This is a genomic window from Halosimplex pelagicum, from assembly GCF_013415905.1.
GTDB lineage: Archaea > Halobacteriota > Halobacteria > Halobacteriales > Haloarculaceae > Halosimplex > Halosimplex pelagicum.
This window is the reverse complement of sequence record NZ_CP058909.1, coordinates 4,204,301-4,228,864: the sequence shown is the minus strand read 5'-3', so window position 1 is coordinate 4,228,864 and position 24,564 is coordinate 4,204,301. Positions and strand designations below refer to the sequence as shown.

At 69.6% G+C, this 24,564-nt stretch carries 22 protein-coding genes; 12 read left to right on the top strand and 10 right to left on the bottom strand.

Annotated features, from left to right (window positions below; genetic code table 11):
- The first annotated feature begins 56 nt into the window (after positions 1–56).
- Positions 57–1,280: a lactate racemase domain-containing protein gene (locus tag HZS54_RS21050; RefSeq protein ID WP_179919070.1), complete on the top strand. Its 1,224-nt coding sequence runs from the start codon at positions 57–59 to the stop codon at positions 1,278–1,280.
- Positions 1,281–1,435: 155 nt separating this feature from the next.
- Positions 1,436–1,864 (top strand): twin-arginine translocation signal domain-containing protein, encoded by a 429-nt coding sequence (locus HZS54_RS21045; protein WP_179919069.1) that lies wholly within the window; start codon positions 1,436–1,438, stop codon positions 1,862–1,864.
- Positions 1,865–1,902: 38 nt separating this feature from the next.
- On the opposite strand, the gene HZS54_RS21040 is transcribed toward HZS54_RS21045, so the two are convergent.
- The gene (locus HZS54_RS21040) at positions 1,903–4,647 is read right to left on the bottom strand and encodes an ATP-dependent helicase (RefSeq protein ID WP_179919068.1); all 2,745 of its coding nucleotides are present in this window, start codon (positions 4,645–4,647) and stop codon (positions 1,903–1,905) included.
- Positions 4,648–4,799: 152 nt separating this feature from the next.
- Here HZS54_RS21040 and HZS54_RS21035 point away from each other — a divergent pair, with 152 nt between their 5' ends.
- A complete protein-coding gene (locus HZS54_RS21035; protein WP_179919067.1) occupies positions 4,800–5,576 on the top strand; it encodes an MBL fold metallo-hydrolase in 777 nt (258 codons plus the stop codon).
- A 389-nt stretch (positions 5,577–5,965) separates the two neighbouring features.
- On the opposite strand, the gene HZS54_RS21030 is transcribed toward HZS54_RS21035, so the two are convergent.
- Positions 5,966–6,412, bottom strand: coding sequence for a pyridoxamine 5'-phosphate oxidase family protein (locus HZS54_RS21030; RefSeq protein WP_179919066.1), 447 nt, complete (start codon positions 6,410–6,412; stop codon positions 5,966–5,968).
- 303 nt (positions 6,413–6,715) lie between these two features.
- On the opposite strand from HZS54_RS21030, the gene HZS54_RS21025 reads away from it, so the two are divergent.
- Positions 6,716–8,263 (top strand): hypothetical protein, encoded by a 1,548-nt coding sequence (locus tag HZS54_RS21025; protein WP_179919065.1) that lies wholly within the window; start codon positions 6,716–6,718, stop codon positions 8,261–8,263.
- A gap of 45 nt (positions 8,264–8,308) precedes the next feature.
- Here the strand turns inward: HZS54_RS21025 and HZS54_RS21020 are convergent, their stop codons facing one another.
- Together HZS54_RS21020 and HZS54_RS21015 are read right to left on the bottom strand one after the other, a co-directional pair.
- The gene (locus HZS54_RS21020; protein WP_179919064.1) at positions 8,309–9,466 is read right to left on the bottom strand and encodes a sensor histidine kinase; all 1,158 of its coding nucleotides are present in this window, start codon (positions 9,464–9,466) and stop codon (positions 8,309–8,311) included.
- Between the two features lie 128 nt (positions 9,467–9,594).
- Positions 9,595–10,671 carry an mRNA surveillance protein pelota gene (locus tag HZS54_RS21015; RefSeq protein ID WP_179919063.1) on the bottom strand — a complete coding sequence of 359 codons (1,077 nt, stop codon included), beginning with the start codon at positions 10,669–10,671 and terminating at the stop codon, positions 9,595–9,597.
- A gap of 100 nt (positions 10,672–10,771) precedes the next feature.
- On the opposite strand from HZS54_RS21015, the gene HZS54_RS21010 reads away from it, so the two are divergent.
- Both HZS54_RS21010 and folD read left to right on the top strand, forming a co-directional pair.
- Complete coding sequence (locus HZS54_RS21010; RefSeq protein ID WP_179919062.1) at positions 10,772–10,954, top strand: hypothetical protein; 183 nt, start codon at positions 10,772–10,774, stop codon at positions 10,952–10,954.
- Positions 10,955–11,063: 109 nt separating this feature from the next.
- The gene (gene folD / locus HZS54_RS21005) at positions 11,064–11,957 is read left to right on the top strand and encodes a bifunctional methylenetetrahydrofolate dehydrogenase/methenyltetrahydrofolate cyclohydrolase FolD (protein WP_179919061.1); all 894 of its coding nucleotides are present in this window, start codon (positions 11,064–11,066) and stop codon (positions 11,955–11,957) included.
- Between the two features lie 7 nt (positions 11,958–11,964).
- Here the strand turns inward: folD and HZS54_RS21000 are convergent, their stop codons facing one another.
- Positions 11,965–12,684, bottom strand: coding sequence for a DUF7117 family protein (locus HZS54_RS21000; RefSeq protein ID WP_179919060.1), 720 nt, complete (start codon positions 12,682–12,684; stop codon positions 11,965–11,967).
- A gap of 939 nt (positions 12,685–13,623) precedes the next feature.
- On the opposite strand from HZS54_RS21000, the gene HZS54_RS20995 reads away from it, so the two are divergent.
- Complete coding sequence (locus HZS54_RS20995) at positions 13,624–13,899, top strand: PadR family transcriptional regulator (RefSeq protein WP_006884027.1); 276 nt, start codon at positions 13,624–13,626, stop codon at positions 13,897–13,899.
- Between the two features lie 10 nt (positions 13,900–13,909).
- Here the strand turns inward: HZS54_RS20995 and HZS54_RS20990 are convergent, their stop codons facing one another.
- Positions 13,910–15,286, bottom strand: coding sequence for an AI-2E family transporter (locus tag HZS54_RS20990; protein ID WP_246391709.1), 1,377 nt, complete (start codon positions 15,284–15,286; stop codon positions 13,910–13,912).
- Positions 15,287–15,390: 104 nt separating this feature from the next.
- On the opposite strand from HZS54_RS20990, the gene HZS54_RS20985 reads away from it, so the two are divergent.
- From HZS54_RS20985 to HZS54_RS20975, 3 genes are all read left to right on the top strand, one after another.
- Positions 15,391–16,668, top strand: a complete 1,278-nt coding sequence (locus HZS54_RS20985) for an MgtC/SapB family protein (protein ID WP_179919058.1) — start codon at positions 15,391–15,393, stop codon at positions 16,666–16,668.
- 94 nt (positions 16,669–16,762) lie between these two features.
- The gene (locus HZS54_RS20980) at positions 16,763–18,100 is read left to right on the top strand and encodes an aminotransferase class III-fold pyridoxal phosphate-dependent enzyme (RefSeq protein WP_179919057.1); all 1,338 of its coding nucleotides are present in this window, start codon (positions 16,763–16,765) and stop codon (positions 18,098–18,100) included.
- A gap of 81 nt (positions 18,101–18,181) precedes the next feature.
- A complete protein-coding gene (locus tag HZS54_RS20975) occupies positions 18,182–18,961 on the top strand; it encodes a ZIP family metal transporter (RefSeq protein WP_179919056.1) in 780 nt (259 codons plus the stop codon).
- Between the two features lie 70 nt (positions 18,962–19,031).
- On the opposite strand, the gene HZS54_RS20970 is transcribed toward HZS54_RS20975, so the two are convergent.
- Genes HZS54_RS20970 through HZS54_RS20960 form a run of 3 tightly spaced genes read right to left on the bottom strand, consistent with a single transcriptional unit; the run spans position 19,032 to position 22,815 of the window.
- A complete protein-coding gene (locus HZS54_RS20970; RefSeq protein WP_179919055.1) occupies positions 19,032–19,787 on the bottom strand; it encodes a metallophosphoesterase in 756 nt (251 codons plus the stop codon).
- Positions 19,787–21,547, bottom strand: a complete 1,761-nt coding sequence (locus HZS54_RS20965; protein WP_179919054.1) for a hypothetical protein — start codon at positions 21,545–21,547, stop codon at positions 19,787–19,789. Before HZS54_RS20965 ends, HZS54_RS20970 begins: the two co-directional genes overlap by 1 nt.
- On the bottom strand, positions 21,544–22,815 hold the full coding sequence (locus HZS54_RS20960; protein ID WP_179919053.1) for a Single-stranded DNA binding protein: 1,272 nt from the start codon (positions 22,813–22,815) through the stop codon (positions 21,544–21,546). Before HZS54_RS20960 ends, HZS54_RS20965 begins: the two co-directional genes overlap by 4 nt.
- Positions 22,816–22,966: 151 nt before the next feature.
- Here HZS54_RS20960 and HZS54_RS20955 point away from each other — a divergent pair, with 151 nt between their 5' ends.
- Together HZS54_RS20955 and HZS54_RS20950 are read left to right on the top strand one after the other, a co-directional pair.
- The gene (locus HZS54_RS20955; RefSeq protein ID WP_179919052.1) at positions 22,967–23,422 is read left to right on the top strand and encodes a hypothetical protein; all 456 of its coding nucleotides are present in this window, start codon (positions 22,967–22,969) and stop codon (positions 23,420–23,422) included.
- Positions 23,423–23,515: 93 nt separating this feature from the next.
- Positions 23,516–24,178, top strand: coding sequence for a 2,5-diamino-6-(ribosylamino)-4(3H)-pyrimidinone 5'-phosphate reductase (locus tag HZS54_RS20950; protein ID WP_179919051.1), 663 nt, complete (start codon positions 23,516–23,518; stop codon positions 24,176–24,178).
- Positions 24,179–24,226: 48 nt separating this feature from the next.
- On the opposite strand, the gene HZS54_RS20945 is transcribed toward HZS54_RS20950, so the two are convergent.
- A complete protein-coding gene (locus tag HZS54_RS20945; RefSeq protein WP_179919050.1) occupies positions 24,227–24,517 on the bottom strand; it encodes a DUF7545 family protein in 291 nt (96 codons plus the stop codon).
- Between the last annotated feature and the right edge of the window lie 47 nt (positions 24,518–24,564).

Genomic DNA, 24,564 nt, shown 5'->3' with positions numbered 1-24,564 from the left:
TCGCCGAACTGCGAGCGACCGGTAGGCTCTCGGCGGCGGCGGTGCTACGGGCGGCCGTGCCAGTCGAACTCCCACTGGGCGAGGGGACCGTCTCCGTCTCCCTGTCCGACTGCGACGTGACCGTCTGCCGACCGCCGGGCGGCGACGCCGTCGACCCGCGAACGGCGGCCGAGGCTGCCGTCGTCGACCCGCACGGTCCGCGGCTCGCCCGCCGCGTCGACCCCGACGACACGGTCGGAATCGTCGTCACCGACGTGACCCGCGCCACGCCCGACGACGTACTGCTGGACGTGTTGCTCGACGAACTCGCCGCCGCGGGCGTCGCCCGCGAGCAGGTGACCGTGATTATCGGCCTCGGCCTCCATCGGCCGATGGACGAGGCGGAGATCGAGCGCGCGCTCGGCGACCACGCTGACCTCGCCGTCAACCACGACCCCGACGCGACCGTCGAGGTAGGGTCTGTCGACGGAGTCCCCATCGAGATCAACGAGCGACTCACCCGGGTCGACACCGTCCTCGCGACGGGGATGGTCGAACCCCACCAGTACGCCGGCTTCTCCGGCGGCGCGAAGACCGTCGTCGTCGGCGCCGGCGGCGAGTCCCAGATCGGCTACTCCCACGGCCCCGAGCTGCTGGCTCGCGACGGCGTGCGACTGGGCCGCGTCGACGACAACCCGTTCCGCGAGTTCGTCGACGAGGCGGGCGATCTGGCGGGCGTCGAGTTCTCACTCAACGTCACGCACGGTCCGAGCGGGGTCCTCGGCGCCGCCGCGGGCGATCCCCGGGCAGTGGTCCGCGACCTGGCCGACACGGCCAGGGAGGCGCTCGCAGCGCCCGTCGCGGACGGCTACGACGCGGTCGTCGCCGGCGTCGGCGCGCCGAAGGACGCCAACCTCTACCAGACGACGCGGGCGGCGACCTACGTCGTTCTGGGCGCGCACAACCCGCTCCGGGAGGGCGGTCGGGTCGTGATCCCCGCCGCGCTCCCAGAGGGCGCCGGTGCGGGAACGGGCGAGCGGCGGTTCTACGACCGGCTCTCGGGCGCCGAGAGCGCCGACGCGCTCTACGAGGAGATGCGCGAGGGGTACGAACCGGGCGCGCAGCGAGCTTTCGTCGTCGCTCGTGCGCTCCGGGACCACGACATCTACGTCACGGACAGCGCCAGCCCGGAGGTGGTCGAAGAGTGCCTGATGCACGCCCGCGAGTCGGTCGCCGACGCCGTCGAACCGGGCAGCGACGTGCTCGTCGTCCCCGACGCGCTCGACACGCTGCTCGTCTGAGAGCGGTGTCGCCGGTGGATCGCCGCGCTCTCGTCACCGAATTTTGAACGGAGTTTGAACCAATTCCGACCGCGGACCGAACGGAGTTTGCGGACCCTCCGAGGGGAGTTCGAAAATAGCTTATCCGGCGTCCGGGCGCGGTCGCCGACGAAGCAATGACTGAACACACTCGACGCACGTTCGTTCGCGGCGCGCTCGCGACCGCTGCGGTCGGCACCCTCGCCGGCTGCTCGGATCAGGGCAACGGGACGCCGACCGACGACGCCGGCGACGATTCGATGGACAGCTCCGGCGGCTCGATGGACGGCTCCGGCGATTCCATGGACGAATCCACCGACTCGATGGATAGTTCGATGGACGATGCCGAGGGCATGGACGACGGGATGGGCACGACCGATACGGAAAGCGGCATGAGCGGCGGAATGGACGCGACCGAGACCGAGAGCGGAATGAGAGGCATGGGCGACGAGACCGACGACGGCATGGGGAACGGAATGGGAGCGACGGAAACGGACAGCGGCATGGGCGGGATGGGCGGCAACGAGACGATGGGCGGCGGAACGGAGACGGAAGACGAGATGTAGGCGCTCGCTGTCGCGAGGCGGCTGATCCCCGCTGGCGCTCAGATTTCGCCGAGCCCCGGTTCGGCGGCGTCGTCCCCGATCTCCTCCATGACGCGCTCGTGGAAGCGCTGGAGCACCTCGCTCTCGTCCTCGGCGAGCACCACGTCGGAAGCCATCAGCGTCGCGAGGCCGAACGCCCGCGGCGACGGCGACCGCACGCGGAAGTGCTCGACGGCGACCTCGCCGGCCTCGACGGCCTCCAGCACGTCCTCGATGGCGCCGACGTTGAGCTTGTCCTCCAGGATCTCGCGATACGTCTCCTCGACGACGGCGAACCCCTCCAGGTCTTCGGCGAACCCCAGCAGCATCTCGGAGTTCATCTGCTGTTCGGCCGCCGATTTCTCGTAGCCCTTGTAGCGTTTGAGGATCATCAGCGCCCGCGTCGCGTCGATGCGGAAGTAGCGCTGGAGCAGGTCGGTCCCCTCCAGGCTGGCGCGCAGGTCCTCGCGCACATCGGCGGGGTGGATGTCGTCGACGACGCCGAGCACGTCGACCTTCCGGTTGAGCGGCATCGAGAGGGAGAATCCGTTGTCGGCGACGGCGACCTGGACGTTGGCGTTGGCCTCGCGGGCGATCCGGTAGGCCAGCAGGCGCGAGAAGCCGTCGTTGAACCGCCGGCCGTAGTTCGAGTGGACGTAGTAGCGGCGCTCGTACTCCTCGCGGTCGAGTTCCTCCTCGACGACCAGCCGCTCGTCGGTGCTGACGCTCTCGCGCCCCGCGTACTTGACCTGTTCTTCGAACATCCGCGCGACGGCGCGGACGCTGTTCTCGTCGAGGGGGAACTCCCGCAGCCAGTGGCGGACCGCACCGGCGCCGCCCCGCTCCATCTTGTCCAGCAGCTCCCGCTGGAAGGACAGGATCTCTCGGCCGAGATCGTAGGAGAGGGGGAGCCGCTCGGAGAACCACGACGGGACGGTCGGGCGGGAGCTGGTGGGGTCGACGTACACCTTCGACCCGCGGCGGTAGCGGTACTCGAAGTTCTGGCCGCCGAGGACGAACACGTCCCCCGATTCGAGGGTGTCGAGGTACGCCTCGTCTAACTGGCCGACCCACTCGTCGCCCGAGCGGGTGAACACGTCGCAGGTAAAGGAGTCGGGGATGGTGCCGATGTTGGTCATGTAGATGACCCGCGCGAGCCGGCCGCGCTTGCCCATCAGGTGCTCCCCGACGGGGTACTCCTCGTAGTGGTGTTCGCCGTCGGGCGCGTCGTTGGTGTCGCGCCAGACCTTCGCGTAGACGTTCTTGTCCTCCATCCCCTCGTAGTCGGCGGTGAGATACCGCATCAGTGACTCCCACTCCTCGTCGGTGTAGTTCCGGTAGGGGTAGGCCCGTTCGAGGATCCCCCGGATCTCCGCCTCGGGCCGGATCTCGGCGATGGCCATGCCGTAGACGTGCTGGGCGGCCACGTCCTGGGCGCGCTCGGGGACGAACACCCGGTCGACGAACCCGTCCTCGGCCTTCTTGAGCATCACCGCGCACTCGACGAGTTCGTCACGGTCCAGCGCGACGACGCGGCCCGTCACCGTCTCGCCGAGCTGGTGACCGGCCCGTCCCACCCGCTGGAGCAGCGACGCGACGGACTTGGGCGAGCCGACCTGCACCACCAGATCGATGTGGGGCATGTCGATCCCCAGCTCCAGGCTCGTCGAGGTCGTCACCACGTCGAGGTCGCCCGATTTGAGGTCGCGCTCGATCTCCTGGCGGCGCTCCTTCGAGAGGCTGCCGTGGTGACAGCCCGAGTTGTCCTCGTCGTAGTCGTCGTTGCGCTCGCGGAGGTTGTGCAGCACGCGCTCGGCGCCCGACCGGGTGTTCGTGAACACCAGCGTGTTGGTGTGGTCGCCGATCAGGTCGTGCAGGTCGCGGTAGAACCGGTCGTTGACGGCGTCCGGCGGCGTGTTCACCAGGTCGTCGGTCGGACACATCAGCTCCATGTCGAACTCGCGGGCGAAGCGGGCGTCCACGAGTTCGTAGTCGCGGGGGTCGCCGCCCGGCTGTTCCTGCCCCACGAGAAATTCGGCCATCGCGTCGAGCGGTTCGACCGTCGCCGAGCAGCCGATGCGGGTCGGCGAGTCGTCGGCGAGCGCCTCCAGCCGTTCGAGCGACACCGAGAGGTGGGTGCCGCGTTTGTTCTCGGCGAGGCTGTGGATCTCGTCGACGACGACGTACTCGACCGTTCGCAGTTTCTCCCGGAACTTGGGACTGTTGAGGAGGATCGCGAGCGTCTCCGGCGTCGTGTTGAGGATGTGCGGCGTCTCCCGCAGCATCTTCTGCCGGTCGCTGTCGCTCGTGTCGCCGTGGCGGATGGCGTGGCGGATCTCCGCGTCCTCGCCGCGCTCGTCGAGCTTCTCGGTGATCCCGTCGAGCGGCACCTCCAGGTTGCGGTGGATGTCGTTGGCGAGCGATTTGAGCGGGGAGACGTACAGGCAGTAGACCGAGTTCTCCAGCCCCTCGGCGCGCTCGCGGCGAAAGAGTTCGTTGATGATGCTGGTGAACGACGCGAGCGTCTTGCCGGATCCCGTCGGCGCCGCGATGAGCGCGTTCTCGCCCTCGTGGATGAGCGGGACGGCCTCCTTCTGGGGCGGCGTGAAGAAGCCGCCGTTCTCGGGGACGAACGCGCCGAACTGCTCGACCCACCACTCCCGGACCGGGGGCTCCAGCAGGTCGAGCACGTCGCCGTCGTCGATCGCTGCGCCGGCGGCGTCGACACCCACGTCTGCCGACTCCAGCAACTCGCGTCCTCCCATGTGGCCTCGGCTCTCCGGTTAGCGCCGCGCCGTGAAGTGGGTTTGGACCGCGGGGTGAAAGTGGTCGCCGGTGTCGCTGCGGCGACGGCGCCGGCGCCATCGAACGCCCGTCCACGACACGACTTTTCAGCGTCCCGTCCGTCGGAGCGCCTATGCGCGTCACGTTTCTGGGCACCGGCAGCGCGATGCCGACCGGCGAGCGGTTCCAGACCGGCATCCTCCTTGAGTCGGCCGGCGGGACCCTGCTCGTCGACTGCGGCAGCGGCGTCCTCCACGGCCTCCAGCGGACGGAAGTCGGCTACGAGGGTATCGACGCCGTCCTCCTGACCCACCACCACCTCGACCACGTCTCCGACCTCATGGCGCTGCTGAAGGCCCGCTGGCTCGCCGGCGCGACCGAGTTGACTGTCGCCGGGCCCGAGGGGACCGAGGACCTCGTGACAGACCTGCTCGGCGTCCACGACTACCTGCAGGGTCGCATGGACCTCACCTTCCGCGAGGTCGGTCCCGAATCGTTCTCGCTCGCCGGCTTCGACGTGACCGGCTTCGAGGTCCGCCACTCGATGTACTGTCTCGCCTATCGCTTCGCGGAGTCGGGCTCGTCGGCATCGGGCGACAGTGACCCTCCGGCGTTCGTCTTCAGCGGCGACACCGAGGCGTTCCCCGAGTTGGTCGAGTTCGCCGACGGCGCCGCCGTACTGGCGCACGACTGTTCGTTCCCGGACAGCGTCGACGTGGACAACCATCCGACGCCGAGCGAGCTGGGTGCGGTGCTGGCCGAGGCCGACGGGGAAGTTGGTCGGGTGTACCTGACCCACCTCTACCCCCACACCGACGGCCACCACGACGAGATGCTGGACTCGATCGGTGAGCGGTACGACGGCGACGTTCGCTTCGCCTCCGACGGGCTCTCGATCGATATCGACTGATTCGATCGTTTCTGGTCGGTTCTCCGTTGCCGTCGTTCGGCTCGTTCGCTAACTGTCGATTCTACCGTCCTCGCCGGAACCACAACCGCAGGAGACAACAGACGATGAAAGCCCTCGGCCCGCTCGCGGTCGCTGAGACGGGATATCCGCGCTCTCCGCACCGCCCGCGCGGATAGGACCCGCTCAGACGACTACACAAGCGCGAGCGCGTCTCGCCCTTTCAGTCCGCCAGGGACAGCAACCGCACCGCCCCGCACAGCAACCGCAGACGGCCACGAGCCTCCCCAGCCGATTCGCGACACACGAGTCGCGAATCCCTCGCGCGAATTTTGTCGCGGCACGGAGGCCGCGACAGCGCGCGCCGACCGCACATAACCCCAGAGCGACGCTCACCCCCCGCCCATCCGGTCGGAGAAGTCCCAGGTGTAGGCGCGGTCGATATCCACGCGGATGCGCACCTCGTCGCGGTCGGGCGAGAGGAGCGAGCGGGCGAGCTTCGACTCGGTGTCGCCGAGGTAGCGCTCGACGAGGTTCCGGAGGACGGTCTTGTCCTCGTCGGGGGCGATATCGGCGGTGCCCGCGCCGCGGACGCCGCGGTAGGGCACGTCGTTGGTCGATATCTCGAAAGCGACTTCGGGGTTCTCGCGGAGGTAGCTGACGACTTTGGCGTTCGCACCGGTGGCGCACTCCAAGTGGCCGTCGCGGTAGCGGTACCACAGCGAGAGCATCCAGAGACCGCCCCCGGGCGTGTGGGTCGCGAGGCGCACCGGGATGGTCTGCTCGTCGAGGAACTGTTCGGCCCGCTCGCGGTCCCAGTCGCCGGTGACGGTGTCCATGAGGTCGTGCGAGCGTCCGGCCGCCAGCGGCATAAACCCGGGTTCGGGCGTCGGGGGCGTCGGGAGCGTCGGTCGGCGAGCCGGAACGTCGCGACGCCGCGACGCAGCGGACGGCGATCCCGCGGTCTGTCGGGACCTGCGAGATGGGCACGGGTCCAGTCTCCGTCGCGGCGTCGTCGAGCGCTCCGAGTGCCGGAGGGGGCGGGGTCTCACCGTCGTAATCGGACCTTTCCCGGAAACGGCCACTGGCTACGCGGGAGTATCCTGAGCATAACGAAGGTTCACAGTACGTATCTCGGACGTATGACGAACGACGACTCCGGCGCCGGGATCGACAGACGGGGAGTGCTGAAGATGATCGGCGGGGCGACGGCCGGGATCGGTCTCCTGTCGGGTACGGCGAGCGCCCACAGGTGGACGTTCGACGGCTGCGAGTCGGTCTGTACCGACACCGACGGCAACTACGCGGTCGTCGAGGCGGGCGTGCGATACGAGGGGCGGACGTTGCCGGCCGCTCCCGAGCGCGACGTGCCGTGGGGTCACGACAACACGTTCTGCTACACCGCGGCGGACGACGAGCGGGTCGTCGGCTTCATCGAGGAGGACGAGTACAGGAAAGGCGAGGGCTGCACCCTCCACGTGAACCCGAACGACTGCGTCAGCGTCGGGGCCGACGAGATACTGAGCCTGATAGACCGCGACACCATCGGCATCTGCGACAGCGAGCTCTACCCGGCCTGCGACCCGACGCTCCCCGAGTCCGACTGGGTCGACTTCGCCAGGACGTTCGAATCCGAACGGGACGCCAGCGCGCAGTCGCTGATCCGGACGACCGACGGCGGGTTCGCCCTCACCGGCCGACGGCTGACAGGGGAGGGGAACATCGACGCTTCCCTCCTGGTGACGGACGGCGACGGGGACGTAGTGTTCGACCGGACGTACGGCGGCGACGAGACGGAGGTGACGTACGACGTCGTCGAGACGAGCGACGGGGGATTCGCCATGGCGGGACTCACGGAGTCGTACGGGGAAGGGTCCTCCAGCGCCTGGCTCGTGAAGACCGACGACGAGGGGAACGTCGAGTTCACCGAGGCGTACGGTGACGGCCTGCGGAACAGAGCGTTCGGCCTCGTCCAGACCGCGGACGGGGGCTTCGCGCTTGGCGGCGACGCGACCCCACCCGACAGCCTCGACAGCGACTTCTGGCTCATCAAGACCGACGAGGAGGGGAACGAGGCGTTCAGCCGGACGTACGACGGCGGGACGGCGAGGGCGATGATACAGACGAGCGACGGCGGGTTCGCGCTGACCGGCTCGACGTTCTTGCAGGACTCCGGGGAGAACGCCGCCCTGTTCCTCAAGACCGACGACGCGGGGAACGAGGAGTTCTCGACGGCGATCGACAGCGAGGGAGTCTGGTCGGCGAACGCGCTGGTCGAGACCGACGACGGCGGGTTCGCCCTCGCCGGCTCCGGCGTGGCCGAGGGCCGGGCCGGGGAGTGTTGGCTCGTGAAGACCGACGACGCGGGGAACGAGGAGTTCGTCAGGAGTTACGGCGGCGACGAACTCGACCTGGCGGACGGGATCGCTCGGACCGACGACGGCGGGTTCGCGCTGGCGGGGCTCACCGAGTCGTTCGACGCCGAGGGCTCCGACGTCTACTTCCTCAGGACCGACGAGAGCGGCGAGGTGACGTTCGAGCGCGTCTACGGAAGTTGCGGGCACGACCGGGCGAGAGACCTCGTTCGGACGGCTGACGGGGGCTTCGCGCTCGCCGGGGACGTGGCCGGCTCGGAACGCATCCGGCCCACCGAGATGGCGCTCGTGAAGACCGCGGCCGATCTGGAGTGACCTCGGCGCCCGGGAGCGGGTTCCCGGCCGAATCCGGAGGAAGTCTCAGACCCGTTCGAGGGTCACCCGGAAGTCCGCGCCGCCGGCGTCGCTCTCGCGGACGGCGACCGTCCCGCCGTAGGACTCGGTGAGCGCGCGGACGAACCCGAGCCCGAACCCGGTCCCCTCGCTGTCGGCCCCCTTGACGCCCATCTCGAATATCTCCCCGCCCAGACCGGGGTCGATACCGCTCCCGTCGTCGGCCATCCCGACGACGAGGCGGTCGGGCGCGGGCGCCTCGGCGTAGAGGGCGACGGTCACCTCGCCGTCGTTGTGGACCGCGGCGTTGGTGAGGACGTTGGTGAACACCGAGTCGAGCAGGTCGCCGGCGTAGACGCGGTCGTCGAAGTCGTCGGGGTCGAACTCGACCGACAGCGACTCGTACTGGTCGGTCACGTCGTCGACGGTGGCTTCGAGCAGCGGGCGCAGGTCCCGCGGTTCGGGTTCGCGCTGGGCTTCGAGCGTCGACATCAGGTCGCCCACCCGTTCGATGAGGTCCGCGGAGTTGTTCGCGGCGCGTTCTATCTTGGCGACGTACTCGCCGGCCCGTTCGTCTTCGACCGTCCTCGCGACCGCGTCGGCGAACCCGGCGATGATCTGCAGGTCGTTGCCGATGTCGTGGCGCAGCAGGCGGTCGTACATCTCGATCATCTCCTTGCGGGTCTCCAGATCCTGGCGAGCGCGTTCGAGGCGCTCTCGCGACCGGATGTTGCTGATCGCCGTCGCGGCGTGCGTGGCGAGGATCTCCATCGGTCGGACCACCTCGTCGCCGAACTCCACGGGGCTCGACGAGCGGACGACGATCACGCAGATCGGCTCGTCGACGATCCCCTCGGGGACGGCCAGCGTCGCCCCGGATTCGTCGTCGTCGTTCCCCGCCGCCTCGCCCGTGACGGTGACGGTCTCGCCGGTCTCGTGAGCCCGGCGTGCCACCTGACCGGGCGCCCCGCCGGCGGAGACCTCGGCGCTCGTGCTCCCGACGACGTGCAGGTCGCCGTCGCGCACCTCGACGACGGTCACGTCGGCCAGCTCGAAGAGGATCGTGACCGCCTCCAGCGTCAGCGAGACGACCTCGTCGACGGACTCGCACTGGTTCAGCGCCTGCCCGTACTTGTTGAGGTCGGCGACCTGGCGCGCGAAGTCCTGGCGTTGTTCGAATCCCATGGCGGTCTCCGAGTAACTACCGCACCTTCGGAAACTCGCCCGTAAACCCTTTCGCCGCCGTTATCAACTGTGAGACGAACGGCTGTCGCCGCCGCGGCGGCCGTCGCGCCCGGGCGGACTCCGGGCGGTCAGTCGATGCGGTAGCGCAGCAGCGCCGCGATGCCGCCGAGGTTGCGCAGCTGCTGGCCGGGGTCGAACTCGCCGGAGAAGACGGTCACCTCGCCGCCCTTCTGCTCAGTGGTCTCGATGACGGCGTCGACGTCGATTTCCCACTCGCCCTCGTCGCCGCGCTCGGCGCGCAGGCGCTCGTCGAGGACGAGCAACTGGTCGATGGCGCCGAAGTCGGCCGCCTCGGCGACCTGGTCGGGGCCGTAGGCGACCTCCGATCCGGTCGCGATGCGCTCGGTCAGCTCGTCGACCAGGTCGGCCTCCGCGGAGATGCGCGTCTGGGTCTGGACCTCGTCGACGGCGCCGCGCTTCAGGACTTCGTGGACGCCACGGTCGCCGACGCCCGTGGTGTCGACGGTCGTGATCCGGTCGGCCAGATCCCGCTCGTTCTCCTCGATGTAGTCCAGCGCGTCCTGCTTCGTGAAGCCGGGGCCGGCGAGGATGATCGCTTCCACGTCCATCCGGGCGAGGACCGTCCCCAGCTCCTCGAACAGCTCCTCGCGGGGTCGGGAGCCGTCGCCCCACGCGGCCTTGCCGGTCGGGCCGGTGATCGAGGCGCGCTCCTCGGTCCCGTACTGGGCGACGGTGTGGACGTGGGCCTCGCCCTCCTCGACGGTGGCGATGGCCACGTCGGGGTTCTCGGTCGCCTCGACGGCCTCGTTCAGGCGGTCGTCTTGGTCGGGCTTCCAGACCTTCTCGACCTCCAGCTCCTCGAAGGGCTCGACGTTGAGCGTGTGGTGGAAGTCCAGCTGGTCCTCCCGCGAGCAGTCGACGATGACGCCGCCGACGCGCAGGCGGTTGGCGAACTTGGCGAACTCCACGTCGTCGACCTCGATCTCGACCCACATGTGTTCGCGCTCGCCGCCGGTGTCGCGCATGTCGTCGTCGTTGCGCTGGATGCGCCGCGTCGTGTCGCCGGAGACGCGGTCGCCCGGCTCGACGATGTAGGTGAGATGCCAGAGGTCGTCCAGGCTCTCCGGGACGAGGGTGACCCGCTCCCGACCCTCCGTCGTCGGGTGACGGTCGTTGACCTGCATACTCGCATCTCTGCCTCCGGCGGCAAGTGTGCTGTTATTCTCGGCGTCGGCGGCGGCCGGCGCTACGTTCTTTGCCGTGGGCGCCCAACTATCTCGGACCGTGACAGAACCTCCCTCTCCCACTGGCGGCGCGTCGCTCGGACCGAACGACCCCGTCGAGGAAGCGGACGGCTACTCCCGGACGATCTACCGGGAGTGCGACCTCTGTGAGTCGCTGACCCACCTCACGGAATCGCACGGCCTGTTCGTCTGTGGGTCCTGCGAGGACCGGTTGCTCCCCTGACCGGCCGGGAGCGCGCGAACGGCGGGTCGCCCGCGACCGTGTCGACTGTGTCGACTGTCCCGGCCCTGTTTCCGGGACCTTCTTGCCGTCCCCGCTCGCCTCTGGACGTATGACCGAGATCATCGACGGCAACGCGGTCGCCGAGGACGTGCGCGGCGACGTGAGCGACGCGGTGGACGCCCTCGCCGAGTCGGACGTGACGCCCACGCTCGCGACGGTGCTGATGAGCGACGACCCCGCCAGCGAGACGTACGTCTCGATGAAGCAGAACGACTGCGAGGAGGTCGGCATCGACACCGTCGACGTGGAACTGGACTCCGACGCCGACGCCGCGGAGCTGTACGACACCATCGACGAGCTGAACGCCGACGACGACGTGAACGGCATCCTCGTCCAGATGCCCGTCCCGGACCACGTCGACGACCGCCGGGTCCTCCGCAGCATCGACCCCGAGAAGGACGTGGACGGCCTCCACCCGGAGAACATCGGCCGCCTGGTCGCCGGCGACGCCCGCTACAAGCCCTGCACGCCCCACGGCATCCAGCGCCTGCTCGAAGCGGCCGAGGTCGAGACCGAGGGCAAAGAGGCCGTCGTCGTCGGCCGCTCGCGGCTGGTCGGCAAGCCGATGGCGAACCTCTTCATCCAGTACGGCGACGGCGGCAACGCGACCACCACCGTCTGTCACTCCCGCACCGAGGACCTGGCCGCGAAGACCCGCGAGGCCGATATCCTCGTCGCCGCGGCGGGCGTCCCCGAGATGATCGACGGCTCGATGATCGGCGAGGGCGCGGTCGTGATCGACGTGGGCATCAACCAGGTCGACGCCGATAACGAGAAGGGCTACGAGCTGGTCGGCGACGTGGACTTCGACAGCGCGAAAGAGCAGGCGTCGGCCATCACGCCGGTTCCGGGCGGCGTCGGCCCGATGACCCGCGCGATGCTCCTGTACAACACCGTCAACGCCGCCGCGGTGCAGTCCGGCGTCGAGTCGGCGCTGGACTGACGGCGCCTCAGAGGTCGATCTCGAACCCGTCGAGTCGGTTCTGGGCCTCGGCGAGGGCGGTCTCGTCGCCGTCGGCGAGCGCGCGGCCGACCGCGCGGACGACGTAGACGAGTTCGCCGGCGGTGCGGGGGGACACGTCGCCGTCGAGCGCCTCGATCCGCTTCTGGTGGTCCCGCAGCGTCGTCAGCAGCGACCGGACGGTCGCGTCGGGGTTGTCGTCGAGGTAGCGGCGCAGGTCCGAGCGGTAGGCGTCGACCGCGCGGGCGTAGGCGAGCCCGCGGACCGCTCGCATCGACTCGGGCACCTCGTCGGCGGGCGGCCGCTCGCCCTCGTCGGCGCCGCCCAGCAGTTCGAGGAAGTAGTACTCCTCGTCGTCGGAGACGCGCATCGCGCGGGCGACCTCCTCGCCGGCGAGGCGGAGTTCGACCGCCGCGAGATAGGTGTCGTCGAGCGGGCGCAACTCGCCGCCGCTGACGAACCCGCACTGGCGGACGTACTCCCGACAGCGGTCGGCGGCCGCCTCGGCCACGTCCGCGAGCGACTGGTCGTCGAGGAGGGCGCGGATCTCCGTCAGGTCCAGTCGGGCGTTGCCGGCGGTGTGTTCGGTGGGGTCGTCGAGCCCGACGCTCCGGATGCTGCCGCAGTCCGGACAGACGACGCTCCCCGTCTCGTAGTACGACCAGCGGGTTCCGCACTCCCGGCACTCGCGCTCGCCGCGGATCTTCATGGACGGGCTTGCGCCCGAACGCCTAAAGTCGACGCGGTCGAACGGTCGAACCGACGCCCGTGACCCCGACCGACGCATCCCGAAAACACCTTACTCGACCGTCAGACGGCGAAAGGCCCCTTGGTCGGTACTTTTAAGTTATTCCCGGTCGGATGTACAGGTGACGCTTCGCTTGGAGGGCCGAAGCGTCAGCGGGGACCAATTCAGGGCGGCAAGCGTTCGCGTGGGCTTTTCGCCCACGCGGCGCTTTCCATTCCTTTCGTGACGACGATTCGCCAGCCGCCGGTGTGTTCGGTAGCTCGTAGTTACCGCCGCGGAGCGGCCGCTCCGCCGTCGTCGGGCTCGGAGAACCCGTGTCGTCGGAGCGGTTCTTCGACCGTCGAAACGTCCGTTCGGCGGCGCGCTCTGGATGGACAGCGGGTCGTCGGACGCTTCGGCGTCCTCGCCCCACTCAAGTTCGGGTTCAGGCCGAGCTCGCCGGCCGCCTCGGCCGGCCCCTCGCGCTCGACGTTCACCTCGAACTCGACTTAGCGCGGCACGTCGACCGTGACGGAGTCCGCAGCGGTTTCGAGGGTCAGCGGCTCGCCGGTCTCCAGCCGGTCGACTGTGGTCGACGGTACGAGGCCACGTCCGTCCGAGTGAGTCGGCGCTCGTCTTCGAAGAGGACTGTTTCGACCACACCGCCGGCGGGTGCCTCGCCGAGATAAGTACCGCTCGCGTTCGGCGGCCGCGTTCGCCCCCGGACGGCCGGTGGGATCGACGTTTCGAGACCGATACCTGAAATCCATCGAATACGACCGCTACTCCGTACACATCAGCGGGGTTAACAATCAGAGAGCGAGTAACGCCGAAGTAATCCGGGCGTTCGTATATTCAGGAGCGCCCATCAGTCGACATATTTATCAATATCCGACAGTAACTTTCGAACGGACATTACCGATGTACGACCTGACAGGATTCCAGCGTGACTTGCTGTACGTCATCGCGGGGAAGGACGAGCCACACGGGCTGGCGATCAAGGAGGAACTCGAGGAGTACTACGAGAAGGAGATCCACCACGGCCGGCTGTATCCGAACCTGGACACGCTCGTCGACAAGGGGCTCGTCGAGAAGGGCCAGCGCGACCGTCGGACGAACTTCTACAGCCTCACCCGGCGCGGCCGACGCGAGATCGAGGCCCGCCGCGAGTGGGAAGAGCAGTACGTCGACCTCTAGCCGCCCGCGACTAGCCGTCCGAGGGGGTCCGGTCGGACGTGTCGTCTCCCGCGCCGGTATCGGCGTGTTCGCCGCCCGCGTCCGAGTCGCTCTCCGAACCGTCCCCGCTCGTTCGCTTCGCTTCTGACTCCCCAGCCGCCGCGCCGCCCCTGTCTACGCCCGTCCCGGTCGCGTCGGGGCCGTCCGCGTCGCCGCGCGCTCGGTCGGGCTCCTCGGGGACCGAGACGGCCGACCCGTCGCCCGACTCCCCGATCGCCGACCCGTCGTCACCGCCCGACGGCCCGGTCACCGGGCCGTCACCGTCGTCGCCCTCGCCGCCGTCCGCCGGTCGTTCCCGGCCGAGCAGGGCGGGGACGACGACTCGGCCGAAGTGCGTGACGAAGACGAGGATCATCGGGCCGAGGAACAGGCCGTACCAGCCAAAGAGGAGCGGGCCGAGGATGTACGCGAACATGACGCTGCCCGTGTGGAGCGACCCGCCGGTGACGTACGGCCGGACCAGCAGGTCGGGGATCACGTCGACGATCACGAACGACACGGCGAAGAAGGCGACGACGAACCCCCAGCCGGTGCCCGCGGCGAAGGCCGTGGCGGCGAGGTAGACCGTGACGGGAACGTAGACGAGTTTCATCCCGACGACGGGGATCAGGCTGGCGATACCGGTCAGCAGGCCGACCAGCGCGGCGTAGGGGATCGCCACCTCGGGCGGGGCGAAGATGTTCACCACGCTGTAGGTGATCGCGCCGACGGTCGCCGTGACGACCGCGTTGAGGATGTTGCCGGCGAACACCAGCTCCAGGCTGTCGTCGACCTCGCGGGCGAACTCCTCGAAGACCGTGGGACCGTCGTCGTCGAACCCGGCCACCCAGTCGGCGAGCCTGTGGTCGTCGCGCAGGAGGTAGAACGCGACGGCGAACACGACGAACAGGTGCAGCAGGCCCGTCGCGATGAAGCCGAGGTAGGTGGTCCCCTGGCTCAGCGCCGGCCGGACCAGGTCCATCCCGCCCGCGCCCTCGAAGACGCCGCGGGGGTTCTCGACCGCCGCAGTGACGTTGACGTACGGGCCGGCGATCTCGATGTAGCTGTCGAGGTCGGTGGTGCCGGCGAACTCCTGGAGCTCCTGGGCGCCGATGGCCGTGGCGTAGAGGAGGAGCAGGACTGCCGGCAGCGCGAGCGCGACCAGCGCGAGCGCCGCCGAGACCGACCGCTGGCCCACCCGGTCGCGGATCGCCCCGTGGACGCGCCGCGTCGAGTAGTAGATGAACAGCGCGAACACGAACGTGCCGACGAACGAGTAGAGCACCCACAGCAGGGCGAGCCCGAGGACTATTCCCACCATCGACCAGCCGATCCGCCTCCAGTCGGGATCGAACTCGAACTCGACCATCGTCTGACGGTGTGTCGGCTCGGGCATAAAACGGCCAGTCCGGTCACGCACCCGACGGGGGTAACGGCCCGCTATTTATACGTGCGAACGGCATACGTCGGGCAGTGTTCGGAGTCGCGCAGTTCTCGTCGATCCCGCTGGACGCGGAGGTCCTCCAGATCACCCTGGCGGGTGTGCTCGGTCTGTTCCTCGGGCTGGAACGCGAGTGGTCACACAAGTCCGCCGGGGTGCGGACCTTCTCGCTCATCAGCATGCTCGGCGCCGCGTTCACCGTGCTGGGCTCGACTCCGCTGGTGGTCGTCGGCGGCGTCCTCGTCATCGTCCAGGGGACGCTGCTGGCGGTCAGGGGCCTGTTGGCCGACGACGAGGACGAGGAGGGGCTGTCGCTGACCACCTCGATGTCGATGCTGGTCGCCTACGCCGTCGGGACGCTCGTCGCCTCCGCCTACACCATCGAGGCGGTGACCGTCACCGTCTTCTCGGCGCTGTTGCTCGTGCTCAAGCGCGAACTGCACAGTTTCGCCTGGGGGATGACCCGCACCGAACTCCGGTCGGCCGCGGAGTTCGCCATCCTCGCGTTCGTCATCTACCCGCTGTTGCCCGCCCGGAGCTACGAACTCGGCGCCGGCGACCTGATGGTCGAGGTCGAGCCCCGCGTCATCTGGCTGATGGTCGTCACGGTCGCCGCCATCGGCATCGTCAACTACGCCATCGTCCAGACCTACGGGAGCCGCGGCATCGCCGTCACCGGCTTCTTCGGCGGACTGGCCTCCTCGACGGCGGTCGTCGGCGCGATGCTCGACCACGTCGAGCAGCGCCCGGCCGTCAGCTCCTACGCCGTCGCGGCCATCCTGCTGGCCGACGCGGCCATGGCCGCCCGCAACCTCGTCATCGCCCTCGTGTTCACCTTCGAGACCGGGCTGTTGCTGGGCGCCGTCGTCCCGCTCGGCGCGGTGATCCTGGGGAGTATCGCCATCGCCGGCTACACGGCCGACTGGACGGAGAACCTGGAGATGGACCTCGAGAGCCCCTTCTCGCTGCGGAACGTCCTGAGCTTCGGCGGCCTCTTCCTGGTCGTCATCGTCGCCGGCGGGCTGGCCGCAGCCGAGTTCGGCCGGCTGGGCTTCTACGTGACCGCCGCGCTGACCGGGCTGGTCTCCAGCGCTGGCGCGACCACCTCCGCGGTGATCCTCTACCGCGGCGGCGGCCTCTCCGGCGAGGCGGCCGTCTTCGCCATCCTCCTCGCGACGGCATCCAGCATCGTCGTCAAGGCCGGGCTCACCTTCGCCGGCCCCGACCGGGAGTTCGCCGTCAAGACGGCGACCGTCAGCACCGTCCTGCTGGTCGCCGCCGGCGCCGTCACCGCCGGCGCGACGATGTGAGCCGCCGTTCGATCCGGAGCCCCCGTCCGCTCGATCCGCAGAACCGCCGAGGGCGGTCAGATCACTTAACTTGCGACTGTGCCTCACTGTCGGCATGGACAGGGACACGGCGGAACCCGAGGTGTCGTCGATCCCCGGCGAGCGCGCCCGGGAGTGGGTCGAGTACCACCACGAGTCGGCCGCCCCGAGCACCTACGTCTACGAGTTCGTCTGGGACTACACCGAACCGGCCGAGGGACCGTTCTGCACCGACGTCGACGGCAACGTCCTCATGGACTTCACCAGCCACGTCGCCGCCTCGCCGCTGGGGTACAACAACCCCAAACTGATGGAGCGCATGGAGGGGTTCGACCTGGTCGACCCGATGAAGATCGCCGGCCAGGACTTCTACGTCGCCAGCGGCGAGCTGGGCGACCACCCGTTCCCGACCCCCGCGGACCTGATGGACCGGCTGACCGACCGCAGCGACCAGTACGGGATGGACACCGTGTTCCTCTCGAACTCCGGCGCAGAGGCGGTCGAGAACGCCATCAAAATATCCTACGACCACACCGGCGCCGACTACGGGATCACCTTCCGCGGCGGCTTCCACGGCCGCACCCTCGGCGCGCTCTCGCTCAACCGCTCGAAGTCCGTCTACCGCCGCGAGTTCCCCGAGATATCGAAGGTCCACGACGTGCCGTTCTGCGACGACCGCACGTGCGACCCCGAAACCTGTTCCTGCGGCTTCTTCACCGGCGAGGGGTCGCAGTTGCGGAAACTGCTCGACCCCGAGCGCGGCGCCGTCCACCCCGACGACGTGGCCTACCTGATCCTCGAACCGATCCAGGGCGAGGGCGGCTATCGCTTCCCGAGCGACGCCTTCGCCGAGGAGATCGCCGACCTGTGCGAGGAGCACGACCTGACGCTCGTCGCCGACGAGATCCAGTCGGGCGTCGGCCGCACCGGCGAGTTCTGGGCCTCGGACCACTACCCGTTCGACCCCGACGTGATCGCGGGCGCCAAGGGGCTGCGCGTCGGCGCCACGATCTCCCGCGAGGAGGTGTTCCCCGAGCAAACCAGCCGGCTCTCCTCGACGTGGGGCGCCGGCGACATCGTCTCGGCGCTACAGGGCGCGCTCACGCTCGACGTGATCGACGACTACGACCTGATGGACAACGCCGTCGTCCGCGGCCGGCAGTTCAAGGAGTCGATGCGCGACGCCGACCCCGAGCCCGTGGTCGACGTGCGCGGCAAGGGTCTGATGCTCGCTGTCGAGTTCGATACCAAGGAGCGCCGGAACGACGTGCAGGCCGCGGCGATGCAGCGGGGCCTGCTGACGCTGGCCTGCGGCCACAAGACGCTCAGGATCCTGCCGCCGCTGGACGTGACCGAGCGGGAGATCGACCTCGGCGTCGACCTGCTGACCGCCGCGATCGGCGACGCGGCCTGAGACCCCTCGAACCCCGGAGAAATTCGCGGTTACCCCGAGTAATCCGCGAATAGAAATCCGGATTCGGGCCGACGAACGACCGTGTTCCCCGTCGTCGACTCGGTCGGTCGCGGCCCCGCGGTCGTTCCCGGTGGCGCCGGGTTCGTCTTACAGTCGGGGGCGAGCGGCCTGCTCGCGAACCCCTGGTTCTACGCCGCTTTCTCGGCGCTGTCGCTGCTGGCCGGGTCGGCCGTGGGGATCTGGGTCAGGCCGGCGCGCCGGTGGCAGGCGGCGCTGCTGGCGGTCGGCGGCGGGTCGCTCGTCGTCTCGCTCGCCTTCGAGCTGTTCGAACCGGCGTTTCGGAACATCGGCGAGTATCCGGCCTCGGGCTTTTTCCTCTGTGGCATCCTCGTCTTCGGGACGCTGGACGTGCTGATCGACCGCTGGGCTGACGACGACACCGAGGAGAACGGCGCGGGCCTGTGGGCCAGCGTGACGACCGACGGCATCCCCGAGAACGCCGCCATGGGGTCGTTGCTCGCCGGGAACGTCTCCGGCGCGCTGGCGTTGCTGTTCGGGCTCGCGGTCACCAACGGCTCCCAGTCGATGATGTCTGGCACGAACATGTCCGAGAACCACGGCGAACGGCGGGTGATGGCGGTGTGGGTCGCCACCGCCGCCGTCGTCAGCGGGTCGGTGATCGCCGGCTACCGCTTGCTCCCGCCGCTCCCGAACTACTGGATCGCCGCCGTCCGCGCGTTCGCCGCCGGCGCCATCCTCGCCAGTCTCGCCGGCGAGATCTACCCCGACGCCTACGAGGAGGCCGGCCCGTACATCACGCTCGCGACTGCGGTCGGGTTCCTCGGAACCTTTCTGTTGTGAGCCCCGAATTCGACAGGTTCCCGTTCTGAACCGAGCGCGGTGGGCCACTCCCGGTCGTCACGCCGGCGATTCAGACCCGGCGGTAGTCGCCCAGTCGGGTGCCGTCGAGGAGGTACGCCTCGCCGTCGACGAGGGCCTCGGGGAGGAAGGGCGCGAGGAACTCCTGCCCGGCGACGTTGACCCAGGTACCGCCCGAGAGGTCGTTGAACCCCGGACAGACCACGAGTTCGCCGTCGACGTCGAGGTCGGCGTCGTGGAACTCGCGGAACGGTTCCGGACCGAGGTCGCCGCGGAGCCACACGCGCTCGACGCGGGCGCCGCCGACCTCGTCTTCGAGACGGACGACCGGGTGCTCGTGGGCGACGCAGACGACATCGGCGGCGAGCACGTCCGGGCTCGGCCAGGTGTGGCCGTGGGCGAAGCCGACCTCGCCGATGCGGACGCCGTGACCGGGCGTGATCTCGACGGACTGGTCGACCCGCTCCAGGACCGACTCGGTATCGCCGTCGTGGTTACCCTTGACGAGCGTCACCGGCAGGTCGGCGGGGAGGTGGTCGAACAGCCCCAGAATCTCCTCGCGCTCGTCGCGGCCGGGGTCGCCGATGGCGTGGCCCAGGTCGCCGAGGAAGACGAGCCGATCGGGTCGTTCCCGCTCGACGAGCGCGCGCAGCGACTCGCGGCGGTCGGGCGCGTGGTCGGGGAGTTCGACGCCGTCGCGGCGCAGGCCGGCCTCGATGCCGGCGTGGAAGTCGGCGACGACGAGCGCGCGCTCGCCGCCGCAGGTCGCGACCGCCGCGGGCTCGCCGGGGATCGGTTCGACGCCCATCAGATCGGCTTGTACACGTCGTCCTCGGGCTCGTAGCAGCGGCCGCCCATCAGCGCGTCCTGGATGGCGTCGCGCACTTCCTCGTCGCCGGCGCCGGTCCGGGCGGTCACCGCCTCCACGATCTCGTCGGCGTGCGCGCCGTCGCCGTCGTCGTGTTCGGCCATCGCGTCCATCACCGCGTCCTCGACATCGACGTCCTCGGCCGGTTCGGCGGCGTCGTCGGATTCGTCGGGTTCGGTCGCCGGTTCCGCCTCGGACTCGGCGGCTCCGGTCTCCGACCCGGTGTCGGCCGGCTGCTCGGTCGTCTCCGGCTCCGGATCGCTCGCTTCGCTCCCGGCATCGGCCGTCGCGGACCCGTCGGCTCCGGCCTCCGCTTCGGCCTCGGCCAGCTCTTCGGGGTCGGGCGTCTCGATGCCGGCCTCGCCGGGTTCGTCGACCTCGTTGCCGCTCGTGAATCCGGTGCCGTACTCCTCTTCGATCTCCTCGCGCTCGTCGTCGTCGAGCTCGAACTCGCCGTCGAAGTCCTCGAGGTCCTCGCCGCTCGCGGCGTCGGCGCCCGCGTCGGGCGAGTCCGCGCCGGCGTCGGGGGAACCGGTCTCGGTACCGCCTTCGGCGGCGGTCGCGGCGGGTCCGGCCTCGACGGCGGTCGAGTCGGCCGATGCCGGCTCGGCGTCGGAGTCGGTCGGCGACTCCGCGGTCGTGGATTCGGTCGCCGCGGACTCCGTCTCGGCCGACTCCGCGGACTCCGGCTCGCTCGGCTCCGCGGACTCCGTCTCGGCCGACTCCGCAGATTCCGCCGACGCCGACTCCGCGGGTGCAGGTTCGCTCGATTCCGTCGGCGGCCCGGATCCGGACTCGGAGTCCGTCGCCGACCCGGTGCTCGCGTCGGCGGTCGCGGACCCGTCGGCCGCGGTCTCGGAGCCGTCGGTGTCGGCGGTCGCGGTGGCGGCGTCGTCGCTCGCCGTCGCGGGTTCGTCGATCCCGCCGCCGAGTTCCGTCGTCTCGCCGCCGACGCTCGCGGTCACGTCGAGGGCGGCCAGCGTCGCCGGGTCGGCGTCGCCGGGCGCGTCCGGCGAGGCGGAGTGGGCGTCGACCTCCTCGCGCTCGCCCGCGACGACCTCCAGGGCCTGGACGGCGGTCGACCGAAGGGCGTCGAGGTAGGCCGCGGTCGTGCCGTAGTGGTCGATGGCGAGCGGGATGCCCGCGGCCAGCCCGGTGTCGACGCCCTCGGCTTCGAGCGCGGCGCGGAGCTCGTCTCCCCGCTCCTCCCGGGAGAGCGCGCCGGCCATCGTCCGCACGCGGTCGAGCGTCTGCCGGGCGGTGCCGACCGTCCACCGGTCCCGCGTCTCGGCGTCGACCTCGTTGACGTTCTCCGGGCGGATCGAGGTGTAGGTCACGTCCGAGTCGTCGGGCTGGAAGGTGCGGGCCTTCCCCGTGACGGCGACGAACATCGGCGGCTCGGCCCGGTCGAAGAAGGCCTGGGCCTCGGGCTGGTACTGGCCGGCGTAGACGACGAACGCGCCCGTCGGGTCGACGATTCGCGCGCGGAGCACGTCCTCGCTGGCGTTCTCGACCTCGGTGAGGACGCCGACGACGAACAGCCGGTTGACGCGGCCACCCGTCGGCGAGACGACGTAGTTGGGGGCCCGTTCCTCGTCGCTCTCGGAGTAGGAGAAGTCCGCGTCCTCGAACTCCGCGGCGAACAGGCGGTAGGCGACCTCGCGTCGGCCCGCGCCGCCCTGGTCCTCCGAGCCGCTCATCCGCGAACCTCCGTCAGCAGGTCGGCGGCGCGACTCGCGGGGTCGTCGTCGGTCTCGTCGAACGAGCGGGCGTTGCAGTTGGCGCCGTACTCGTCGACCGACAGCGACCCGCGGACGCGGAACTCGCGACCGACGAGCGTCTCGCGGATGTCGTCGGCGACGGCCTCCTGGTCCATCTCCTCGCGGGCGTGTTCCTTCGCGTCCTCGATATCACCGCCGTAGATCGTCTCGGTGAGTTCGTCGTCGAGGATCGCCGTGACGGTCCCGGTGCCGTCGTCGAGGATCGCCTTGATGCGCAGGTCGTCGACGCCGTCGACGGCGCCGTGGGTCCGACACTGGCCGTTCTGCACGACGCGACCGCACTCCGGACAGCGCTCGATGAGGCCGGAGCCGTCCCGTACCGCGATGACGTTGCCGACCAGTCCCACGTCGAACAGACCTCCCGATTCGATGGCGTCGCGGATCGCCAGCCGCGGGGCCTCGTCGGTCGCCTCGACCGTGCGGTCGAGTTCCGCCACCTCGGTGAACTCCGAGACGTTCACGGAGGGGGCGCCGCGGAACTCGCGGACGAACACGTCCTCCAGCCGGATCGAGGCCTCCTCGGTGATCGCGTCGTGGGGCTCCCAGTCGGTAAACGGCAGCCGGGTGGTCTCGTCGGCGAGGATGCCGCTGAGGATCTCCGTCTCGCCGTCGCGGCCGTCGATGGTCTTGGTCTCGACCTCCAGCACCGAGACCTCGACGTTGATCCCGCGGTCTCCCGGTTCGAGTTCAGCGAGGCCGGCGTCGCCGCCGACCGGGTAGTCGACGGCCAGGTCCTCGTCGGCCAGCCCGATGGTCGTGCTCTCGCCGAGGTTGAGCTCGGGCTCGCCCTCCCACTCGCGGATGCCGGCGTTGCCGGCGGTGATGGTCTGGCCGGCCTGCAGGCCGAAGTCGTCCCACGCGGTGTAGGAGATCTTGCCGGTCTCGTCGGCGATCTCCCCCTCGAAGATGACGTGGTCGGACCCCTGGTAGCGGATCGAGCGCTTGCCCACGGTGAGGACCGTCCCGGTGACGGTCACGTTCGAGTCGCCGGTAGCGATCTCGGCGATGGACTTCGTCGTGGGGCCGCCCCCGCCGCCGGAGTCGTCGCCGTACTTCCGGCGGAGGCTGTCTTTGGCCTCCTCGACGGGCACGCTGTACTCCACGAGGTTCTCCAGGTCCGATTTGACCTCCTCTTTGTCGACGCCGAGGTCGGAGGCGAGCTCCTCGGCATGGTCGTCTAAGCTCATCACCGGACCTTCGGCTGGCCCCGGTAAAAATCGTTCCCGTCGGCCACCCTGCGCCGGGACCGTGGCCGCGGCACACCGCGCTCGCGCCGGACCTGTCACCGTCCCCGACGGTCGGGGTAGCTATTTACCGATCGACGGCCGAAGGGGGTGTATGCAACCTCCGACCTTCCGGGGGAAGCCGTCGGAGTCGCACGTGCTCTGGCGGCGGTCGGGGGCGGGTTCGGAGGGGCCGAAGCGGTTCGACGAGGCCCACCTCCGCGAGTGGTGTTCGGCGAGGGGCATCGACTTCGAGACCGACAGACGGGTCGACCACGGGCGGTCGGACCGACCGCGCCGGCAGTATCGCTGTGTCTTCGCCTGGACTGGCTCCGAGAGCGAGTCGTTCGAGGTGGGCGGCGACGAGTGGGAGATTGCCACCCAGGAGACGCCGCGCACCTTCCTGGAGATCGACGAGGACGGCGTGGCGAGGCTGAAGAGTTGGACCGACGAGTACGTCTTCGATCTCGACGCGCTGTGGACCGACGGGGACGCGGTCGCGTTCCGTGCCGCTGGCATCGACGGCGCCAAGCGCCTCGAAGCGCGCAAGCTGACCGAACGGCCGGACTGATCCCGCCGTCGAACGGGGCGGCCACCGGCGGCGACGGGGGCGACGCGCGACCACACCGAAAGCGGTTTTCCGGCGAGGGCGTAGCTACGGGGTATGTACGTCGTCGTCAACGCCGCCATGAGCGCCGACGGGAAGCTATCGACCCGCGAGCGCGAACAGGTCGAGATCAGCGGCCCCGAGGACTTCGACCGAGTCGACGCGCTGCGCGCCGAGAGCGATGCCGTCATGGTCGGCGTCGGGACGGTGCTGGCCGACGACCCCTCGCTGACCGTCGACGACGACGCCCGCCGCGAGCGACGCCGCGACGCCGGCAAACCCGAGAACCCCGCCCGCATCGTCGCCGACTCGCGGGTCCGAACGCCGACCGACGCCCGCGTCCTCGACGACCGCGCCGAGACGTACCTCCTGACCAGCGAGGCCGCCCCGCAGGACTTCGTCGCCGAGATCGGCGAGGCCGGCGCGGAGGTCGTTTCGGCCGGCGAACAGCAGGTCGACCTGCCCGAGGCGCTCGCGCAGCTCGAAGAGCGGGGCATCGAGCGACTGATGGTCGAGGGCGGCGGCGAGCTCATCTTCTCGCTGTTCGCCGCCGACATGGTCGACGAGCTCTCGACGTTCGTCGGTCCCGCCGTCATCGGCGGGTGGAAGGCGCCCACGCTGGCCGACGGCGACGGGTTCGTCGGCGACTTCCCGGAGCTGTCGCTGCGTGACGTGGAACGCATCGACGACGGCGTCCTGATCCGCTGGGACGTTCCCTGAGCGGTCGGGACGAGCGTCGACGGATGCAGCGGCGACCTCAGAAGGGAGTCAGTGGCTGTGGCCGGTCAGTTCCGCGAACGAGCGGCCGAACCGCTCCTCGAAGAGTTCGAGGGTCCGTTCCTCCGTCTCGGCGATCTCGTCGCTGGGCTCGCCCTCGCTGTGGTGGGCGGCGCTGTGGATGCGCTGTGCGAGGCCGAACATGGCGATGTCGCCGACGACCTCGGGCGGCGACTCGTCCTCGCTCTCGGCGAGCATCTCGACGAGCGCGGTCGGCACTTCGAGTTCGTCCGTGTCGTCGTCGGATTCGAGCGTGAGCGTGACCGTCTCGGATTCTGCCATGGCCTCCGTTGGGAGAGCCGACGTATGACTCTGGTGGAAGCGTGCGC

Coding starts and splice junctions, on each gene's coding strand:
- HZS54_RS20960 (WP_179919053.1), bottom strand. CDS start 22,815: ATGAGCTTAGACGACCATGCCGAGGAGCTCGCCTCCGACCTCGGCGTC.
- HZS54_RS21025 (WP_179919065.1), top strand. CDS start 6,716: ATGACGAACGACGACTCCGGCGCCGGGATCGACAGACGGGGAGTGCTG.
- HZS54_RS20995 (WP_006884027.1), top strand. CDS start 13,624: ATGTACGACCTGACAGGATTCCAGCGTGACTTGCTGTACGTCATCGCG.
- HZS54_RS21045 (WP_179919069.1), top strand. CDS start 1,436: ATGACTGAACACACTCGACGCACGTTCGTTCGCGGCGCGCTCGCGACC.
- HZS54_RS21030 (WP_179919066.1), bottom strand. CDS start 6,412: ATGGACACCGTCACCGGCGACTGGGACCGCGAGCGGGCCGAACAGTTC.
- HZS54_RS21000 (WP_179919060.1), bottom strand. CDS start 12,684: ATGAAGATCCGCGGCGAGCGCGAGTGCCGGGAGTGCGGAACCCGCTGG.
- HZS54_RS21035 (WP_179919067.1), top strand. CDS start 4,800: ATGCGCGTCACGTTTCTGGGCACCGGCAGCGCGATGCCGACCGGCGAG.
- folD (WP_179919061.1), top strand. CDS start 11,064: ATGACCGAGATCATCGACGGCAACGCGGTCGCCGAGGACGTGCGCGGC.
- HZS54_RS20970 (WP_179919055.1), bottom strand. CDS start 19,787: ATGGGCGTCGAACCGATCCCCGGCGAGCCCGCGGCGGTCGCGACCTGC.
- HZS54_RS21020 (WP_179919064.1), bottom strand. CDS start 9,466: ATGGGATTCGAACAACGCCAGGACTTCGCGCGCCAGGTCGCCGACCTC.
- HZS54_RS20945 (WP_179919050.1), bottom strand. CDS start 24,517: ATGGCAGAATCCGAGACGGTCACGCTCACGCTCGAATCCGACGACGAC.
- HZS54_RS20990 (WP_246391709.1), bottom strand. CDS start 15,286: ATGGTCGAGTTCGAGTTCGATCCCGACTGGAGGCGGATCGGCTGGTCG.
- HZS54_RS20950 (WP_179919051.1), top strand. CDS start 23,516: ATGTACGTCGTCGTCAACGCCGCCATGAGCGCCGACGGGAAGCTATCG.
- HZS54_RS20965 (WP_179919054.1), bottom strand. CDS start 21,547: ATGAGCGGCTCGGAGGACCAGGGCGGCGCGGGCCGACGCGAGGTCGCC.
- HZS54_RS20955 (WP_179919052.1), top strand. CDS start 22,967: ATGCAACCTCCGACCTTCCGGGGGAAGCCGTCGGAGTCGCACGTGCTC.
- HZS54_RS21015 (WP_179919063.1), bottom strand. CDS start 10,671: ATGCAGGTCAACGACCGTCACCCGACGACGGAGGGTCGGGAGCGGGTC.
- HZS54_RS21040 (WP_179919068.1), bottom strand. CDS start 4,647: ATGGGAGGACGCGAGTTGCTGGAGTCGGCAGACGTGGGTGTCGACGCC.
- HZS54_RS20980 (WP_179919057.1), top strand. CDS start 16,763: ATGGACAGGGACACGGCGGAACCCGAGGTGTCGTCGATCCCCGGCGAG.